Source organism: Pseudomonas sp. BN607 (genome assembly GCF_029871175.1).
Lineage (GTDB): Bacteria > Pseudomonadota > Gammaproteobacteria > Pseudomonadales > Pseudomonadaceae > Aquipseudomonas.
This window is the reverse complement of the sequence record NZ_SSOE01000066.1, coordinates 232,012-249,777: the sequence shown is the minus strand read 5'-3', so window position 1 is coordinate 249,777 and position 17,766 is coordinate 232,012. Positions and strand designations below refer to the sequence as shown.

The following is a 17,766-nucleotide window of genomic DNA, read 5'->3' as shown; positions in this document are numbered from 1 at the left end:
GGTTGACAACGCAAGCGGCATGGTTACTGGCCTGTGGCTAGCCCGCAGACGATCCGATGGAACAAATGTGAGCCCCGGGCTGTTAGACTTTTGTCCGGTCTGAATTAGGAGTACCCCGTGATCACATCCCGTCTGCGCACGCTGCGCGACTATATCCGCTGGGCGGTCAGCCGCTTCCACGAGCACGACCTGTTCTTCGGCCACGGTGCCGACAACGCCTGGGACGAGGCCCGCCTGCTGGTGCTGGGCGCGGTGCACCTGCCATGGGAGGTGGCCGACAGCTACCTGGACTGCATGCTCGAGGACGACGAGCGGGTACGCCTGCAGCACCTGCTCAAGCGCCGTATCGAAGAACGCGTGCCAGCGGCCTACCTGCTGGGTGAGGCGTGGTTCTGCGGCATGTCGTTCATTGTCGACGAGCGGGTGCTGGTGCCGCGCTCACCGATTGGCGAGCTGATCGAAAAGCGCTTCGAACCCTGGTTGGCCAGCGAGCCGGCGCGCATCCTCGACCTGTGTACCGGCTCGGGCTGCATCGGCATCGTGGCTGCCGACGTGTTCCCCGAGGCCGAAGTCGTGCTGGCCGACCTGTCGTTCCAGGCCCTGGAAGTGGCCAACCAGAACATCGAGCGCCACGGCCTGGACACCCGCGTGTACACCGTGCAGGGCGATGGCTTTGCCGGCTTGCCGGGGCAGCGTTTCGACCTGATCCTTTCCAACCCGCCGTATGTCGATGCCGAAGACTTCGACGACATGCCGGCCGAATACCATCACGAGCCAGAGCTTGGCCTGGCCTGCGGCAATGATGGCCTGGACCTGGTACGGCGCATGCTGGCCGAAGCGGCCGACCACCTGACGGACAAGGGCTTGCTGATTGTCGAGGTGGGCAACAGCCAGGTCCATGTCGAGGCGCTATACCCTGAGGTGGACTTTGCCTGGCTGGAATTCGAGCGCGGCGGGCATGGGGTGTTCATGCTGACGGCCGAGCAGTGCCGCCGGCATCAGGAGTTGTTCAAAGCCCGGGTCTGATTGCGAAGGGGGGCTGCTTTGCAGCCCATTCGCGAGCTTGCCCGCAAGCAGGCGACGCGGTGTCAGCGGGTGGCAATCCAGATCAGCAACCCCGCCTGGAACATTGCAAACGCCACCAGGCAGGTAATGGTGAAGCGCAAGCCGCCATCCTCGCGACGGTACTTGGCCACTCGCTCATCCCGCTCGCGCAGCTGCCCTTCCATTTCCTGCAGCTGCTGGTCCGCCTGCTGCAGAAGGTGGGCGGCATCCAGGATCTCTACCCGTTGCAAGCGCTCACTGTTCCAGGCCGCCTTCAACTGGCCTGCCGGCATGTCCACGGTGCGGCCCTTCAAGTGCTGGTTGTCCTCGTACTCCACCTCGATCCCCACCCCGCGCAGGCAGTTGTCACGACGCAGGCGTGAATCCTCGTTCAGCGCATCCTTGCTCGGCAGCGCCATGCCCTCTACCTGGTAGTGCGACCACTTGCGCTGCAACCATTGCGCGGCCTGGGCCAGCATGAAGCGGCCGATGCCACGGTTGACCGGCTCAATTTGCAGGCCGTGTTCGCTGCCAATGCGTACCCGGCGTTCGGCATGGTCGACGCGGATGTCGAGGCGGTTCTGCTCTTTGTGTACCTTCTGCCCAGGCAGGGTGATTTCCATGCGCAGCAGGCTGTGCGCCTTGTCGTGGCGCTCGGCGTAGCCAAACTGCACAAAGCGCAGCGGCCGCGCACCAGTACTGCGGTCGATGGGCAGGGCGGCGAGGCGCAGCAACTGGAAGTGTTCGGCGGTTAGCTCGGCCCAGGGCAGGGCAGGGCTTTGCTGAGGTTCTTCGGCCGGTTCTGCGGCGACGGGGGCGGTGGTCATCAGGGCTTGTCCTTGGATACGGGCAGGCGGCAGGGGCTGCGTGAGCAGGCCCAACGCGCCGCTAATACCGCAATTATCGGCCGTCCTGGCCAAGACCTGAGGGTCAGGCCGATGGCAAATGTTGGATGAACGTCACAATCTGCTCACCCAACTCGCGCGCCAGCGGCAATTCGGGGTTGAGGTAACTGTCGCGTTGTTGGCTCATGTCCTTGGGGCTGATGCGCAGCATATGGTTCATGCCGTCGATCAGTACCAGTTGCGCATCCGGCTTGGCCGTTTTCAGGTGCTCGGCATCGGCCACGTCCACCTGCACGTCGTTGCGCCCCTGCACGATCAGCGCCGGCATAGGCAGGCGGGCAAAGGCGGCTGCCGGGTTTTGCTGGAACAGCGATATCAGGTACGGCTGCACGCTGGGGCGGAACACTTGGCGCAGTGGTGCCGGTACCTCCAGGCTGGTCTGCCCGGCCTGCAGGCGGTCGAGCAGGGCGCTGCCACTGGCCAGCTGCGCGGGTGGCAGGCGTTGGGCCAGCTGTTCGCGCAGTACATCGGCCATGGGTCGGCCACTGCCGGCCAGCGTGATCACAGCGCTGGCGCCGGCCTGTTCGGCGGCCAGGCTGGCGATCAGCGCGCCTTCGCTGTGGCCGATCAGGATCAGCGGGCCGAAGCGCGGGTCAGCCTTGAGCTTGTGGCTCCAGGCGACCACATCGGCCACGTAGCGCTCCACGGTCAGATCACGCTCGTCGGGTGTCGCCGGCTGGCTGGCGGCCACACCGCGCTTGTCGTAGCGCACGCTGGCGATGTGTTCGCCGGCCAGCAGCAGGGCCAGGCGCTTGAGGTTGTCGACCCTGCCGGACGCCGGGTTGTTGCCGTCGCGGTCGGTAGGGCCGGAGCCGGCGATAATCAGCACCACGGGGGGCGGGGTGGCTTGTTGTGGCAGCAGCAAACTGCCGTGCAGCACGCCTTGGCCGGTGTCGAGGTCGATCGGGCGTTGCAGCACGGTAGGGGCTGCTGCCTGGGCCAGGCCGGTGCACAGCAGGAGGAGAAAGGCGACGAGGCGCGACATCATGTGGTTACTACATGGGGAGATGGAGATTTGACCCAATGTTTGCGGGAAGGTTCTGGGGCTGTGCAGCGGGTGGCGGTGCTGTGAGAGCGGGCACACGTCAAGAGCCAGCACAGGCGAGCAAAGCATCTGTATACTGCCGCTTTCGTCCATTTCAGGCAGATCTCGCGGAGCGTCCATGTCCGGCAATACCTACGGCAAGCTGTTCACTGTCACCACCGCTGGCGAAAGCCATGGCCCGGCGTTGGTCGCCATTGTCGATGGATGCCCTCCGGGCCTGGAAATTTCCCTCGCCGACCTGCAGCACGACCTTGACCGGCGCAAGCCCGGCACCAGCCGGCACACCACCCAGCGCCAGGAGGCTGACGAGGTTGAAATCCTCTCCGGCGTGTTCGAAGGCCGCACCACCGGCTGCTCGATCGGCTTGCTGATCCGCAACACCGACCAGAAGTCCAAGGACTATTCGGCGATCAAGGACCTGTTCCGCCCGGCCCACGCCGACTACACCTACCACCACAAGTACGGCATCCGCGACTACCGCGGCGGCGGCCGCAGCTCGGCCCGCGAAACCGCCATGCGCGTAGCCGCGGGCGCCATCGCCAAGAAGTACCTGGCCAGCCAGGGCATCACCGTGCGTGGCTACATGAGCCAGCTGGGCCCGATCGAAATCCCGTTCAAAACCTGGGAGTCGGTGGAGCAGAACGCCTTCTTCAGCCCCGACCCGGACAAAGTACCGGAGCTGGAGGCCTACATGGACCAGCTGCGCCGTGACCAGGATTCGGTAGGTGCCAAGATCACCGTGGTCGCCGAAGGCGTCATGCCTGGTCTTGGCGAGCCGATTTTCGACCGCCTGGATGCCGAACTGGCCCATGCGCTGATGAGCATCAACGCCGTGAAGGGTGTTGAAATCGGCGCAGGGTTCGCCAGTGTCGCCCAGCGCGGTACCGAACACCGTGACGAACTGACCCCGGAAGGCTTCCTCAGCAACAATGCCGGCGGCATCCTGGGGGGGATCTCCTCGGGGCAGCCGATCGTTGCCCATTTGGCGCTGAAACCGACGTCCAGCATCACCACCCCGGGCCGTTCCATCGACGTCGATGGCAACCCGGTGGACGTCATCACCAAAGGCCGCCACGACCCGTGCGTGGGCATCCGCGCCACGCCAATCGCCGAGGCGATGATGGCTATTGCGCTGATGGACCACCTGCTGCGCCACCGTGCGCAGAATGCCGATGTGCACGTGAATACCCCGGTGCTGGGCCAGCTCTGATTCGTCTGCACCGGCCTGTTCGCGTGCAAGTTCGCGAACAGGCCGGTGCAGGAAACAACCTGATTGGCTGAACCCATGCCCGCAATCCCCTACTGGCGCCTGTCCAGTTTCTACCTCTTCTACTTCGCCCTGTTGGGCTCCACCGCCCCCTTCCTGGCGCTGTACTTCGACCACCTGGGCTTCTCCCCGGCGCGCATTGGCGAGCTGGTGGCCATCCCTATGCTGATGCGCTGCATTGCCCCCAACCTGTGGGGCTGGCTGGGCGACCGCAGCGGTCAGCGCCTACTGATCGTGCGCCTGGGCGCGCTGTGTACCCTGGCCACCTTTTCGCTGATTTTCTTCGGCAAGAGCTACGCCTGGCTAGCGTTGGTGATGGCCCTGCATGCGTTTTTCTGGCATGCCGTGTTGCCCCAGTTCGAGGTCATTACCTTGGCCCACCTGCACGGGCAGACCTCCCGGTACAGCCAGGTTCGGCTGTGGGGCTCGATCGGTTTCATCCTTACGGTGGTCGGCCTGGGCCGGCTGTTCGAGTGGCTGAGCCTGGACATCTACCCTGTGGCGCTGGTCACGATCATGGCCGGTATCGTCGCTGCCAGCCTGTGGGTGCCCAATGCCCAGCCGGTGGAGCAGGGCGAGCGCAGCAATACGGGTGGTTTCCTGCAGCAGTTGCGGGCACCCGGGGTAGTCGCCTTCTATGCCTGCGTGGCGCTGATGCAACTGAGCCACGGGCCGTATTACACCTTTCTCACCCTGCACCTGGAGCACCTGGGCTACAGCCGTGGCGCCATTGGCCTGCTGTGGGCCCTGGGCGTGGTGGCCGAAGTGCTGATGTTCATGCTGATGAGCCGCCTGTTCGCCCGCTTCAGCGTGCAGCGGGTGTTGCTGGCCAGTTTCCTGCTGGCGGCCGGGCGCTGGCTGCTGCTGGGCAACCTGGCCGGTGAGCCGGCGGTGCTGATCTTCGCCCAGCTGCTGCACGCGGCCACCTTCGGCTGCTTCCACGCAGCCAGCATCGCCTTCGTGCAGGCCAGTTTCGGCGCCCGCCAGCAAGGCCAGGGCCAGGCCCTGTACGCTGCGTTGTCGGGTACCGGCGGCGCGCTGGGCGCATTGTATTCGGGCTACAGCTGGAAACTGCTGGGGCCCACCTTCACCTTTGGTATGGCCAGTGCCGCAGCCTTGGCTGCAGCCGTTATCATAGGCCTTTGTGCGCAACCGACCAGGACCCGCCCCTGATGAGCATTCTCTGCGTTTTCCACCCCGCCAGCCCGGACCTGCCGAACAAGGTGCTGACCCACCACGATGACATTGCCGCCACCCTCGCCGAGCACGGCGTGCGCCTGGCGCATGCCGAGCATGGGCTGCGGGTTCGCCCGGGCACTGCCCAGGAAGAAGTGCTGGAGGCTTGCCGTGTTTATCTGGACCAGTTGATGACGGCGCATGGCAGCCAGGCCTTCGTGCTGCTCAACCGTGACGGTGAAGACCCGACGCAGGTCGATGTGCGTGATGAGCATGTGCATGACGCCGACGAGGTGTTTGCCGTGGTCAGTGGCCGGGCGCAGCTAGGCCTGCGTCTGGGGGATGGGGTGTATTCGGTGCTGTGCGAGAAAGGGGACCAGCTGGCAGTGCCGGCCGGGATCCGGCGCTGGGTGGAACTGGGTCAGACGCCGTTTTGCCTGGCGTTGCGCCTGTATGGCAGCGAGCAGGGCGTGCAGGCCCGGTTTACCGGGGATGTGACTTCACGGGCGTTTCTGGGAATCGACGAGTTGTAATGGCATTGCCGGCCTCTTCGCGGGCTCACCCGCAAGGAGGCCAGTTCAGCCACTATAAAGCTCAGCGGTAAGTCGGCAGGGCAAAGCGCTGCTGGCTTTGCAGCATGTTGATCACCGGCAGTTCACTGGCCTCCTCGGCCAGGTCGCGGCGGATCGCACTGATCGCCCACGACAGCTGCTCGGCACTGTGCAGTTGGCCATAGGTCAGCACCCGGCGGGTAACCTTGCCATCAGCAGCGCGCAGGGTCAGCAGCACGCCGCCATCGGGGCGGGCTTGGGTATTTACCTGGTAGGCCGAAAATACCGAGACGAACTTTTGCTGAATGAGGTCCATATCAACTCCTGGCTGTAATGTGGCAGACGTGAGTTGAATATTGCAGCGACCGTGCCAGAACCTTGCGGTCTTAAAACTCCAGAAAAATCAGGGGTTTAAGTGTTTTTTTCAGAAGCGGTATCGTGCAGGCTGCATGGTCGTGCATTTTGCACAGTGCATTTTGCACGGTGGGGGGCTTTACCTATCGATGCAATAGAATCTGAACCTTTGACCGCATCGGCGTGCCTGACAAACACTTGGGCAATCATTTCTGCCAGGAGGTTCCCGATGTCCAGCCAAACCGCGCCCGCCACCATGACCAATGACGAGACCGCCGCCTTTGCCGAGCAAGTGTTCGAACGTGCCCGCCAGGGCGATGCCGAAATGCTCGGGCGCCTGCTTGCCAGCGGCCTGCCAGCCAATTTGCGTAACCACAAGGGCGACACCCTGCTGATGTTGGCCAGCTACCACGGCCACCATGAAGCGGTCAGGGTACTGCTGGCGCAAGGCGCCGACCCACTGATTGCCAATGACAACGGCCAACTACCGATTGCCGGTGCGGCGTTCAAGGGTGACCTGGCGATGATCCGCCTGCTGCTGGAGCACGGCGTGCCGGTGGACGCTGCCGCACAGGACGGGCGAACTGCGCTGATGCTGGCGGCCATGTTCAACCGCTGCGAAATCCTCGACTACCTGGTGGACCAGGGGGCCGACCCGGCGCGCCAGGATGCCCGCGGCGCCACTGCGCTGATGGCGGCGCAGACCATGGGTGCAGTGGATGCTGCCGCGCGGCTGCAAGTGCTGGCCGGCTAACCGCCAGGGGGCATTTGCGGCTATCCTTGGCGACTTTTCACCCGTCGCAGGCCCCCTTCATGAAAACTCAGTTGCTCGAATTCATCAGCCTCATTGGCGCTGGCTGCATGCGCGAGGCCGACATCGAGCGCATCGCCGACGAGGCCGCCCAGGCCTACGCCGACCCGGCCGCCTTCCTGGCCGCCAACCCCGATATCTACTACGACGACAGCTTCCCTATCCCGCTGGGCGAGTGGGTGGTGCTGGGCAGCCTGCCGGACACCGTGGTGTTCCAGGCCGACAGCTACCAGGACCTGTTCCAGCAAATCAGCGAGTCGTTCGACAACAGCGTGCCGTTTACCCTCAAGCCCAAGCAACTTGCCCGCACCGAGCCGCTGACTGCGCTGAACCGCATCCAGGTACAGATGGGCGCGCTGAACAAAGAGGCCGGGGGGTATGTGCTGCTGAATTTCAGCCAGTTGCTGGATGACGAACTGCAGATGGTGATGGTGGGGCAGCATGACCTGGCGCGGGTGCTGGAGTTGGGCGCAGAGGTGGGCATCAAGGTGGAGCCGGCCCTGGAAGCCCTGAAAGTCGCTGTACACATCTAACGCCTGTCAGGGCCCTTGTGGCAGGGGCCGGTGTTCAGCCTCAGCCCAGTGCGGTGTCGAGGAACATCATCACCGCAAACCCACCCATCAAGCCCAGTGTCGCCGCTGTCTGGTGGCCGTTGCGGTGGGTTTCGGGGATTACCTCGTGGCTCACCACAAAGATCATCGCCCCCGCCGCCAGGCCCATGCTGATCGGGTAGGCGAGGGCGAAGCCGGTGGAGATCCCCAGCCCGATCACCGCGCCCAGCGGTTCCATCAGCCCGGAGCCGATCGCCACCAGCGCCGCCTTCAGGTTCGACAGCCCGGTAGCGCGCAGGGCCAGCGCCACGGCCAGCCCTTCGGGGATGTCCTGGATGGCAATGGCACTGGTCAACGGCAGGCCGATGTTCATGTCGCCATTGGCGAAGCTCACGCCAATGGCCATGCCTTCAGGCAAGTTGTGCAGGGTAATCGCCAGAACGAACAGCCACACCCGGCTGATGCGCTCGGCCTCGGGCCCGCATGGGCCGGTACTTTCGTGCTCGTGCGGGGTGAAGCGGTCGAGGCCGAGCATCAGCAGCACGCCCAGGCCCATGCCCAGTACCACGGTAAACGCCGCGGCCGGGCCGTTGCCGGTGATTTCGCGGGCGGCGTCCAGGCCAGGCAGAATCAGCGAAAACGAACTGGCCGCCAGCATCATCCCAGCGGCAAAACCGAGCATCACGTCCTGGGTGCGTGCGCTGACATCGCGCAGCACCACCGCCAGGACTGCGCCCAGGGCGGTAGCGCCAAAGCCGGACAAGCCGCCCAGCACGGCCAGGTGCAGGTTGTCGGCATGGTCGCCGTTCACAGCGTTCCAGAAGCTGGCCGCCAGCAGCACGATCACTGCCAACAGGCTCAGCCCCAGGCCCGCGCTGAGCCAGGGGGTGTTCACGACCTGCTGGCGCCAGGCGTTCAGCAGTGAGGGGGTGTGGGCGCTTTGGGTGTGGGCCGGGGGCATGCGAACCTCGAATCAATGTATGCAGGCAGTCTACTCAGGGACCTGCACCAACCGCCAAGGATTCCCTTCTATTGCCGCGATAGCTGACTATGCTGTGCAGCAAAGCCTCTGGACAGGAGTTTAGGCATGGGGTCGACATTCAACAGCCTGGTCGGGCTGATCATTCTGGCGCTGGATATCTGGGCCATCCTCAATGTGATCAAAAGCAGCAGCGAGGTGGGCATCAAAGTGTTGTGGATATTGCTGATCGCACTGCTACCGGTGGTGGGGCTGGTGATCTGGGCGATCGCCGGGCCGCGGGGCAATGTGCGGATCTGAGCCCGGTGCAGTGCTTTCGGGAGCGACTGGCTTGCTCAATTTCCAGAATCTAGCGCGGTTCACCTTGTGGGAGCGGGCTTGTCCCGCGAACACCGGCGGAGCCGGTGCCATCCACCGTGTTGGATTCTTCGCGGGACAAGCCCGCTCCCACAGGTACCGCGCAGGCTTGAGGCTGGTGCGGTATCTGGGGAAACAACTGGTTTGCTCAGTTTCTAGAATCTAGTGCAATCCCTGTGGCTTGAGGCTGATGCAGTACCTGGGGAAACAACTGGTTTGCTCAGTTTCTAGAATCTGGCGCAATCCCTGTGGGCTTGAGGCTGATGCAGTGCCTGGGGGAAACAACTGGCTTGCTCAATTTCCAGAATCTAGCGCAATCCCTGTGGGAGCGGGCTTGTCCCGCGAACACGGGCGAAGCCCGTGCCATCCTCCACGGCGTCAGTTTCGGGGGGCAAGCCCGCTTCCACGAACCGCTGTCACAGACATAAGCGGTAATGGGGCCGTGACAAAATTTTCACATTGGTTTAAACAGAATCCGCACCCGCACAATGCTGCGTTGGTCTAGCGCCACCGCCATCTCCGCAAACCGCAATCCTAGGACCTTCCCATTCATGGCTAACACGGACGCCCTGAAGCAACGGGGCGCGCGAGCATCGTTCTCGCCGACCCTGAAATCCCACCTGGCCTACACGCTGCTAAGCGCCCTTGTGATCATGCTGATGCTCAGCCTCGTGCGCCTGGCACTGCTGGTCTACAACAGCGACATGATCGGCGATACGCCCTATTCGACCGTCGCCGAGGGCTTCCTCAACGGCTTGCGATTCGACCTGCGGGTAGTGGTGTACCTCAGCATTCCGCTGCTGCTGGCCATCCTCAGCCCCTGGGCCATGGCCCGGCGTGGTGTGTTCCGTTTCTGGCTGACCCTCGCTTCGAGCGTGGTGATGTTCCTCGGCTTGATGGAGATGGACTTCTACCGCGAGTTCCACCAGCGCCTCAACGGCCTGGTGTTCCAGTACATCAAGGAAGACCCGAAAACCGTCATGAGCATGCTCTGGTACGGCTTCCCGGTGGTGCGCTATCTGCTGGCCTGGGCCTTCGGCACCTGGCTGTTGAGCCTGCTGTTCAAAGGCATCGACCGTATCACCCGGGGCCAGGGCGAACAGCGCGTTGCGCCGTGGTACAACCGCCTGGCGGTGTTCATGGTGATCCTGCTGGTGGCCGTGGTTGCCGCCCGTGGCACCCTGCGCCAAGGCCCGCCGATGCGCTGGGGTGACGCCTTTACCACCGACTCCAACTTCGTCAACCAGCTGGGCCTGAACGGCACCCTGACCCTGATCGACGCTGCCAAGAGCCGCTTCGGCGAGGACCGCGCCAACATCTGGAAGCCGGTGCTGGAGCAGGGCGTGGCGACCGAAACCGTACGCAAGCAGTTGCTCACCCCGAATGACACCCTGGTCGACGCCGACGAGGCTGCCATCCGCCGCGACTTCCTGCCGCCGGCCGAGCGCACCCTGCCGATCAAGAACGTGGTGGTGATCCTGATGGAAAGCTTCGCTGGCCACTCGGTCGGTGCACTGGGCAGCCCGAACAACATCACCCCGTACTTCGACAAGCTGGCCAAGGAAGGCCTGCTGTTCGACCGCTTCTTCTCCAATGGCACCCATACCCACCAAGGCATGTTCGCCACCATGGCCTGCTTCCCCAACCTGCCAGGTTTCGAATACCTGATGCAGACCCCGGAAGGTGGCCACAAGCTGTCGGGCCTGCCGGCGCTGCTCAGCGCCCGTGATTACGATGACGTTTACGTCTACAACGGCGACTTTGCCTGGGACAACCAGTCCGGGTTCTTCGGCAACCAGGGCATGACCACCTTCATCGGCCGTAACGACTTCGTCAACCCGGTGTTCTCCGACCCGACCTGGGGCGTGTCCGACCAGGACATGTTCGACCGCGGCAACGAGGAGTTGGCCAAGCACGACGGCAAGAAGCCGATCTACGCGCTGCTGCAGACCCTGTCCAACCACACTCCGTATGCGCTGCCGAAAGACCTGCCGGTCGAGAAGGTTACCGGCCAGGGCCGCCTGGATGAGCACCTGACCGCCATGCGTTACTCGGACTGGGCGCTGGGCCAGTTCTTCGAGAAGGCACGTAAAGAGCCGTACTTCAAGGACACCCTGTTCGTCATCGTGGGCGACCATGGCTTCGGCAACCACCAGCAGGTCACCGAGCTGGACCTGGGCCGCTTCAACGTACCGCTGCTGCTGATTGCCCCGGGCATCCAGGAGAAGTTCGGTGCGGTAAACCACACCGTGGGCACCCAGGTCGACATCGTGCCGACCATCATGGGCCGCCTGGGTGGCCAGGCGCGTCACCAGTGCTGGGGCCGCGACCTGCTCAACCTGCCTGAGGGCGACCAGGGCGTGGGCATGATCAAGCCGTCTGGCAGCGAGCAGATCGTCGGCCTGGTGCAGGGTGACCGCATCCTGATCGAGTCCAAGGACATGACCCCTCGCATGTACCGCTACCAGCTGGGCAGCGAGTTCAAGGCCGAGCTGATCGAAAGCCCGGACCAGCCGGAAATGCTCAAGAAGCTCGAAGCGTATATCCAGACGGCGACCAAGAGCCTGCTGGACAACACGGCTGGGGTGGTGCACGGCACGCCGAAGTAAGGCTGCAAAAGGGCCGCTTGGCGGCCCATTCCTCGGGGCAAGCCCGGCTCCCACAGGGTTATCATCGCAGTCCGGCCGGTGATATCGCTGTGGAAGCGGGCTTGCCCCGCGAGAGGCCCTCACAGACTGAACATTCTCCCCGCCCCAAGGTCAGTTGATCAGGCATCACACCTTGGTGTCCCTGGATGTGGAGGACTTGTTCAATGAAAGAGTGGGAAGTCACCTATGCCGATCAAAAAGGCGAACCGTCCACCATGATGCTGCGGGCTGAGCACCGTCCCAGCGAAGAGGAAGCCGCGCGGGCCATCCGTTCGCAACTGTTCCCGGTAATGGACGAGCTGGACCTCAACGACTTCCAGGACCGCACCATTTCCCCGACCGCCCGCTGGCTCAAGGAGCATAGCGGGGTGACCATCACCCGCATTGACGAAGCGCCCTGACCCACACGTTTGCGTGGCGTCTGTTCAGGCGCTAGGATGAGGGAAGGTGCCTGCCTATTCTGCGGGTTGGCACCGCTTCAATTCGCGTCTTGCATCAGCTCGAACTGCCCGGCAAATGCTGGCAGGTGCGTAGTGCACGGAAAGTCTATCCATAGCATTATTCAGGAGGACGTTTCATGAGCAGCCAGAACGACGACATCAGCAGCAACGTCCTGCGCCAGATGAAAGCAGGCGGTTTCGACTTCACCCAGATCCACCCCATCGAGTTCTATGCCATTTTCCCGGACGAAGCAGGGGCGCGCCGCGCGGCCGGTCAGTTTCGCGGGGAATCGTTGAATGCCCAGGTCAAGGAGCTGGGCGATGGCGCCTGGCACCTGGAGTTGAGCAAAGTCATGTACGCCACCCATGGCGGGATTGGCGATTTTGAAGAGACCTTCGAGCAGTTGGTGACACCTTATGGGGGGGAGGTGGAAGGATGGGGGGTCAAGCACGAGCGACCCATAGCCTGACCGTTACACCCTGCTTTCTTCGCGGGCTCGCCCGCGAAGAAACGCACATTTCTTCAGGGCCTGCGCCCAGCCATATGGCTTAGATAGGCCAATAAACTGTCCAGCTCCTGCTCGCTCAACACGCGCTCGTCAAACCCCGGCATCTTTGCCTGCGGCCACTGCCGCAAGCTTTGCGGGTTTCGTATCAATTTGCGCAGGTAAGCCGGCTGAAAGTACTCGGTCGGGTTATGTGGCAGATTCAAATCCGGCCCCACCTGCGCGTCCCCGGCCCCATTCAGCCGGTGGCAGGCCAGGCAGTTCTGCTGGAACAGCGCAAAACCCTGGTGCACCGGGCTGCTGGCCGTCAACTTCGGGTCCGGCAGTAGCGCTGGAAAACGCTGTGCTACGGGCGTGAGTTTGCGAATCGTCGAAATCTGAAACGGCCACTGCTCGGGGCGAATGCCGCTGGCCTGGGGGGCTGTCCACACCAGGTAGAATGGCCCGGCCCCTGGTTTGCCAGGGCCCAGTGGTGGCCACGGTTTGCCCGGGTCTTCCACGGCCAGCCACGCACGTGCCGGCCCTTGCTGCAGCAGCGGCGCAGCCGGCATCTCTGCCGCAAAGCCATCCAGCGCCACGGCCTGCAGGTGGTCGCTGGCACTTACGCCGGGTAACAGCGCAGCCAACGGCACGGCGCGGTAATGCATGGGCCGTTTGTAGGAAACATCCTGTTCAATGCTGATTACCCGAGCCTGCGGGTGGCTGAGCAGTTCGGCGCTGCTCCATTGGCGCGCCTGGGCACCAAGCTCAAGCTGCAGTTGCGCCGCCGACAGCGGCAGGCTCAAAAGCAATGCAAACAGGGTAAGGCAGCGGCGCATAGGCGTTCTCCGACCATCAAGGCCAGCAGGTTACCTGTGCGCTACCCCCGGCGCCACCGCCGCCTCAGCCGAACAAACGGGTCAGGTTCGGCAGTATCAGCAGTAATGTGGTGGCGAATAAAATGAGCCCAGCTTGGCGAATTTTCGATTGTCTGAACATGGCGGACCGCCTTCTTGTTGTTATTCCTGAATACCCGTTGGCTTCCTTGTCGCGCTTCGGGTCGATCGCAGCGGCGTTGCATCACGCCAGAACTGCATGCCTCTAGTAATTCGATATACAACCAACAGTAGGGTGTGCGGGATCCATATTTGAGAACCCTTTGTTCTATTTGCATGATCTCTTGATTCATTATAGTTATGAGGCCATGTGCCAGCCCGCTGGCAGGCTCTCGTTAGACACTGGCAGTGCTGCTAGCGGGTCGCCGACGAAATGTGACCGTTCGTCAGTGCAGCCTACTTGCTTGTACGTGCCTTTCGCGTCAGTCTCTATAGCAGATTCCCACCCATGTCGTTCAGGACTATTCCTATGTCGTTACGCATCTGCATCCTTGAGACCGATGTCCTGCGTCCGGAGTTGACGGCGCAATACCAGGGCTACGGCAGGATGTTCGAGCAGCTGTTCTCGCGTCAGCCGATCGCCGCCGAATTTTGTGTGTACAACGTGATGAACGGCGACTACCCCGCCGAGCATGAAGTGTTCGACGCCTATCTGGTCACCGGCAGCAAGGCCGATTCGTTTGGCACCGATGCGTGGATCCAGACGCTCAAGGCCTACCTGCTGAAGTTGTACGAGCGTGGCGAGAAGTTGCTGGGCGTGTGTTTTGGCCACCAGTTGCTGGCATTGACCCTGGGTGGCAAGGCCGAGCGCGCCGAAAAGGGCTGGGGCGTGGGCATTCATCGCTATTCGCTGGCGGCGCATGCGCCGTGGATGGACCCGGAAGTGTCGGAGCTGACCTTGCTGATCAGCCATCAGGACCAGGTGACCGAATTGCCGGAAGGTGCCACTGTGATTGCCTCGAGCGATTTCTGCCCGAACGCGGCGTACCATATTCGCGACCAGGTGCTGTGCTTCCAGGGCCACCCGGAGTTCGTCCACGACTATTCCAGGGCTCTGCTCGATGCCCGTCAGGAACACCTGGGCGACGAGGTGTACCACAAGGCCGTGGCCAGCCTGGCCACCGAGCACCAGGGCGATCTGGTAGGGGAGTGGATGTTGCGGTTTATCCAGCAGCCTGTGAACAAGCACGACGCGGCATAATGGCTAGGGGGCCGCAAGGCGGCCCCAAAAGTCTTACAACCAACCCGATTTCTTGAAGCTGGCATACAGCCCCGTACATCCCGCCGCAATCACCCCCAGCACTGCAAAATATCCGTAATGCCAGCTGAGCTCCGGCATGTTCTGGAAGTTCATCCCGTACACCCCGGCAATCGCCGTAGGGAACGCCAGAATCGCCGCCCATGCCGCAAACTTGCGCTGCACGATGCTTTGCCGTGACGACTCCAGCAACATGCCGATTTCGATGGTCTGGCTGGCGATGTCGCGGATGCCCGCCAGGTCTTCCATCTGCCGGGTCACGTGAATCTGCACATCACGAAAATACGGGCGCATGTTCTTGTCGATGAACGGGAAACTCAGGCGCTGCAGTTCCTCGCTGATCTCCACCATTGGTGCCACGTAGCGGCGCAGGCGCAGGATGTCGCGGCGCAGGCTGTGCAGGCGGCGGATGTCGTCTTCTTGCAGTGAACCACCCAGCACGCTCTGCTCCAGCGCTTCGATCTCGCCATGAATGGCTTCGCTGACCGGCTGGTAGTTCTCGGTAACGAAGTCGAGCAAGGCGTACAGCACGAAGTCTTCGCCGTGCTCCAGCAGCAAAGGCCGCGCCTCGCAGCGCTGGCGCACCATGGCGTAGGATTTGGAGTGGCCGTTGCGGCAGGTGATGATGTAGCCGTTGCCAGCGAAGATGTGGGTTTCGATGAACTCCAGCTTGCCTTCGTGGCGTACCGGTGAGTAAGTGACGATGAACAGCGCATCGCCGAAGGTTTCCAGCTTCGGCCGGCTGTGTTTTTCCAGCGCGTCTTCGATGGCCAGCTCGTGCAGGTTGAACTGGCACTGCAGGTTGGCCAGTTCCTCGGCGTTGGGCTCTTCAAGGCCGATCCACACGAAATGCCCCGGCTTGCGCGCCCACTCGCTGCCTTCGTCGATGCTGATGTTGGTGACTTTCCTGCCGGCGCTGTACACCGCTGACGCCACGACTCGACCCATGGTTGCCCGCTTATTCCGGTTGAACACGGTGTACAGCTTGGGCTGTACCCGGCTCAAGAGCAACCCGGATCAGGCCAGCTCGGTTTCCATCCGGTCAATGCACTGCTGCATCTGCCCCCGGCACTGCTCGATCAGCGCCGGCAGGTCCTGCTGGGTCAGGCCCGCCGTGGCTATCGGCGGCAGCGAGCGCACGATGACCGTGCGCTGACGCCAGCTGTTCAGGCGCATGCGCCCGGCATAGCGGCTGACGCACACAGGCACGATCGGTACACCGGCCTCGATGGCCATGTGGAACGCGCCTTTCTTGAATGCCAACAGATGCTCGCCGGGGTTGCGCGTGCCCTCGGGGAAAATCCAGATCGACGTATCGTCCTGCAGCACCCGGGTGGTTTTCTGCAGGGCCTTGCGCGCCTGGTAGGCATTCTTGCGGTCGATCAGCACGTTGCCACCCAACCAGAACAGTTGGCCGAACAGCGGGATCCAGCCCAGGCTTTTCTTGCCGATGGCCACCGTGCGTTGTGGCACGACCTGGCCCAGCACGAAGAGGTCAAAGTTGGATTGGTGGTTGGCGACGATCACGCAGCCTGGCGGCTGGTCCCACAGCGGGCCGACTTCGGCCTTGACCCTGATGCGCATCAGCCAGGTGGCCGGGCGGCTATAGAGGCGCGCGAATACGCGGCTGTTGTCGGGGTTGAAGGGCCGGCACAGGCCAATGAGCAGGCCGATGGCGCCGACGGCCAGAAAATGCAGCGCCAGCAGAAACATGCGCAACGAATAAAGCATGGTACGACTCACACCAGACAGTCGCCAGGCAGTGTACGGGTGTGCACTGGTTGGAGCAAACCTGTGTGTGAGACTGCTCGCGCCCTTTCGCGAGCTTGCCCGCGAAAGGGCTCGAGCGGTCAACCCATGTGGTGCTGGTCGAGTTCGATCGCCTTGTCCAGCGCTTCGAGCAACCCCTTGCGTACTTTCAGCTTGGTGTTCTTGTGCGCCAGCATGTTCAGCTTCTTCAATTCCCGCGCCACGGTCAGCGCCGCTTCCTGCAACCGCTCGGCCGGCACCACCTTGTCAAGGAAGCCGGCATCCACCGCTGCTTGCGGGTCGAACACCTCGGCATTGATCACCGAACGATGGAAGGCCGAGCGGCGCAGGCGGTCGCGGGCCAGTTCGATGCCTGCGTGGTGCATGGTCATGCCGATCTGCACTTCGTTCAGGCACACCTTGTACGGCCCTTCGACACCAATGCGGTAGTCGGCCGACAGCAGCAGGAAGGCACCCTTGGCCACGGCATTGCCCGGGCAGGCGACCACGACCGGGAACGGATGCGACAGCAGGCGGCGCGCGAGGGTGGAGCCAGCGGTGACCAGGCTGATGGCTTCTTTGGGCCCGCTGGTCATCACTTTCAGGTCGTAACCACCCGAGAGGATGCCCGGCTGCCCCGTGATGATCACCACCGCCCGTTCTTCGGCGGCGCGGTCCAGCGCGGCATTGAAGGCCGTGATGACGTCCGGCGAGATGGCGTTGACCTTGCCGTTGTTCAGGGTCAGGGTGGCGATGCCGTCTTCGGCGTGGTAGGTAATCAGCTCGCTCATGGCAGAGTCCTTTTGTTGGCGTGGCGAAGACGTTACCCAGCGCAATGGGCGAGGTAAAGCAGCAAGGCTGACTGGTCGGTCAGCGTCCAGTCGGGTCCAGGTGCAAATACATGAAAAATTTGAAAAAAATGCTTGCCAAAGGAAAGCTCTTTCACTAAATTAGCGCACCTCGACAGGCTGCAAGGCTTGAAGAGAAACGGTGAAGTGTCCGAGTGGTCGAAGGAGCACGCCTGGAAAGTGTGTATACGAGAAATCGTATCAAGGGTTCAAATCCCTTCTTCACCGCCACATTCTACGAAAAGCCCCCGCGCTGAAAAGCTCGGGGGCTTTTTGTTTTCAAGTGCCATTGGGGGCTGCTGTGCAGCCTATCGCGCCAGTTTTGAGGTATTGAGCAAGCCAGTTGTTTCCCAGGTACTGCATCAGCCTCAAGCCTGCGGGGTACCTGTGGGAGCGGGCTTG

At 62.7% G+C, this 17,766-nt stretch carries 19 protein-coding genes and 1 tRNA gene; 12 read left to right on the top strand and 8 right to left on the bottom strand.

Translation table 11 applies throughout. The features are described from left to right. The first annotated feature begins 117 nt into the window (after positions 1-117). Positions 118-1,026 carry a 50S ribosomal protein L3 N(5)-glutamine methyltransferase gene (prmB, locus tag E8E68_RS24185; RefSeq protein WP_110747914.1) on the top strand — a complete coding sequence of 303 codons (909 nt, stop codon included), beginning with the start codon at positions 118-120 and terminating at the stop codon, positions 1,024-1,026. Positions 1,027-1,088: 62 nt separating this feature from the next. Here the strand turns inward: prmB and E8E68_RS24180 are convergent, their stop codons facing one another. Both E8E68_RS24180 and E8E68_RS24175 read right to left on the bottom strand, forming a co-directional pair. Further along, complete coding sequence (locus tag E8E68_RS24180) at positions 1,089-1,871, bottom strand: hypothetical protein (RefSeq protein ID WP_110747910.1); 783 nt, start codon at positions 1,869-1,871, stop codon at positions 1,089-1,091. A gap of 103 nt (positions 1,872-1,974) precedes the next feature. Then, a complete protein-coding gene (locus E8E68_RS24175; protein ID WP_280345592.1) occupies positions 1,975-2,937 on the bottom strand; it encodes an alpha/beta fold hydrolase in 963 nt (320 codons plus the stop codon). Between the two features lie 175 nt (positions 2,938-3,112). Between E8E68_RS24175 and aroC the strand changes: the two genes are divergently transcribed. The 3 genes from aroC (at position 3,113) to E8E68_RS24160 (ending at position 5,970) form a co-directional block, all read left to right on the top strand. Beyond that, complete coding sequence (gene aroC / locus E8E68_RS24170; RefSeq protein ID WP_110747903.1) at positions 3,113-4,204, top strand: chorismate synthase; 1,092 nt, start codon at positions 3,113-3,115, stop codon at positions 4,202-4,204. A gap of 75 nt (positions 4,205-4,279) precedes the next feature. Beyond that, a complete protein-coding gene (locus E8E68_RS24165; RefSeq protein ID WP_266032717.1) occupies positions 4,280-5,434 on the top strand; it encodes an MFS transporter in 1,155 nt (384 codons plus the stop codon). After that, positions 5,434-5,970, top strand: a complete 537-nt coding sequence (locus tag E8E68_RS24160) for an oxidase (RefSeq protein ID WP_280345586.1) — start codon at positions 5,434-5,436, stop codon at positions 5,968-5,970. Before E8E68_RS24165 ends, E8E68_RS24160 begins: the two co-directional genes overlap by 1 nt. Before the next feature lie 61 nt (positions 5,971-6,031). Here the strand turns inward: E8E68_RS24160 and E8E68_RS24155 are convergent, their stop codons facing one another. Then, complete coding sequence (locus E8E68_RS24155; protein ID WP_110747893.1) at positions 6,032-6,304, bottom strand: DUF3509 domain-containing protein; 273 nt, start codon at positions 6,302-6,304, stop codon at positions 6,032-6,034. Between the two features lie 267 nt (positions 6,305-6,571). Between E8E68_RS24155 and E8E68_RS24150 the strand changes: the two genes are divergently transcribed. Both E8E68_RS24150 and E8E68_RS24145 read left to right on the top strand, forming a co-directional pair. Continuing rightward, complete coding sequence (locus E8E68_RS24150; protein ID WP_266032723.1) at positions 6,572-7,096, top strand: ankyrin repeat domain-containing protein; 525 nt, start codon at positions 6,572-6,574, stop codon at positions 7,094-7,096. 59 nt (positions 7,097-7,155) lie between these two features. Continuing rightward, positions 7,156-7,686, top strand: coding sequence for a hypothetical protein (locus E8E68_RS24145; RefSeq protein ID WP_280345582.1), 531 nt, complete (start codon positions 7,156-7,158; stop codon positions 7,684-7,686). A gap of 40 nt (positions 7,687-7,726) precedes the next feature. On the opposite strand, the gene E8E68_RS24140 is transcribed toward E8E68_RS24145, so the two are convergent. Beyond that, positions 7,727-8,665 carry a ZIP family metal transporter gene (locus tag E8E68_RS24140; protein WP_110747882.1) on the bottom strand — a complete coding sequence of 313 codons (939 nt, stop codon included), beginning with the start codon at positions 8,663-8,665 and terminating at the stop codon, positions 7,727-7,729. Between the two features lie 126 nt (positions 8,666-8,791). Between E8E68_RS24140 and E8E68_RS24135 the strand changes: the two genes are divergently transcribed. From E8E68_RS24135 to E8E68_RS24120, 4 genes are all read left to right on the top strand, one after another. Continuing rightward, the gene (locus E8E68_RS24135; protein ID WP_110747879.1) at positions 8,792-8,983 is read left to right on the top strand and encodes a PLD nuclease N-terminal domain-containing protein; all 192 of its coding nucleotides are present in this window, start codon (positions 8,792-8,794) and stop codon (positions 8,981-8,983) included. A gap of 608 nt (positions 8,984-9,591) precedes the next feature. Next, complete coding sequence (locus tag E8E68_RS24130; RefSeq protein ID WP_266032731.1) at positions 9,592-11,649, top strand: LTA synthase family protein; 2,058 nt, start codon at positions 9,592-9,594, stop codon at positions 11,647-11,649. Positions 11,650-11,852: 203 nt separating this feature from the next. After that, the gene (locus E8E68_RS24125; protein ID WP_110747873.1) at positions 11,853-12,089 is read left to right on the top strand and encodes a hypothetical protein; all 237 of its coding nucleotides are present in this window, start codon (positions 11,853-11,855) and stop codon (positions 12,087-12,089) included. 176 nt (positions 12,090-12,265) lie between these two features. Continuing rightward, entirely contained in the window at positions 12,266-12,598 is a 333-nt protein-coding gene (locus E8E68_RS24120) for a ribonuclease E inhibitor RraB (RefSeq protein ID WP_110747870.1), read from the top strand. A gap of 53 nt (positions 12,599-12,651) precedes the next feature. Here E8E68_RS24120 and E8E68_RS24115 read toward each other — a convergent pair whose 3' ends face one another. Next, positions 12,652-13,452, bottom strand: coding sequence for a cytochrome c (locus E8E68_RS24115; RefSeq protein WP_266032739.1), 801 nt, complete (start codon positions 13,450-13,452; stop codon positions 12,652-12,654). A 526-nt stretch (positions 13,453-13,978) separates the two neighbouring features. Between E8E68_RS24115 and E8E68_RS24110 the strand changes: the two genes are divergently transcribed. Beyond that, positions 13,979-14,710 (top strand): amidotransferase, encoded by a 732-nt coding sequence (locus E8E68_RS24110; protein ID WP_280345569.1) that lies wholly within the window; start codon positions 13,979-13,981, stop codon positions 14,708-14,710. Positions 14,711-14,743: 33 nt separating this feature from the next. On the opposite strand, the gene E8E68_RS24105 is transcribed toward E8E68_RS24110, so the two are convergent. The 3 genes from E8E68_RS24105 to E8E68_RS24095 form a co-directional block, all read right to left on the bottom strand. Beyond that, entirely contained in the window at positions 14,744-15,715 is a 972-nt protein-coding gene (locus E8E68_RS24105; RefSeq protein WP_110747948.1) for a magnesium and cobalt transport protein CorA, read from the bottom strand. A 69-nt stretch (positions 15,716-15,784) separates the two neighbouring features. Next, positions 15,785-16,498 (bottom strand): 1-acylglycerol-3-phosphate O-acyltransferase, encoded by a 714-nt coding sequence (locus E8E68_RS24100; RefSeq protein ID WP_110747861.1) that lies wholly within the window; start codon positions 16,496-16,498, stop codon positions 15,785-15,787. Between the two features lie 119 nt (positions 16,499-16,617). Continuing rightward, positions 16,618-17,307, bottom strand: coding sequence for a crotonase/enoyl-CoA hydratase family protein (locus E8E68_RS24095; RefSeq protein ID WP_266032744.1), 690 nt, complete (start codon positions 17,305-17,307; stop codon positions 16,618-16,620). Between the two features lie 198 nt (positions 17,308-17,505). Here E8E68_RS24095 and E8E68_RS24090 point away from each other — a divergent pair. Further along, positions 17,506-17,595 (top strand) — tRNA-Ser (locus E8E68_RS24090). Positions 17,596-17,766 lie beyond the last annotated feature (171 nt).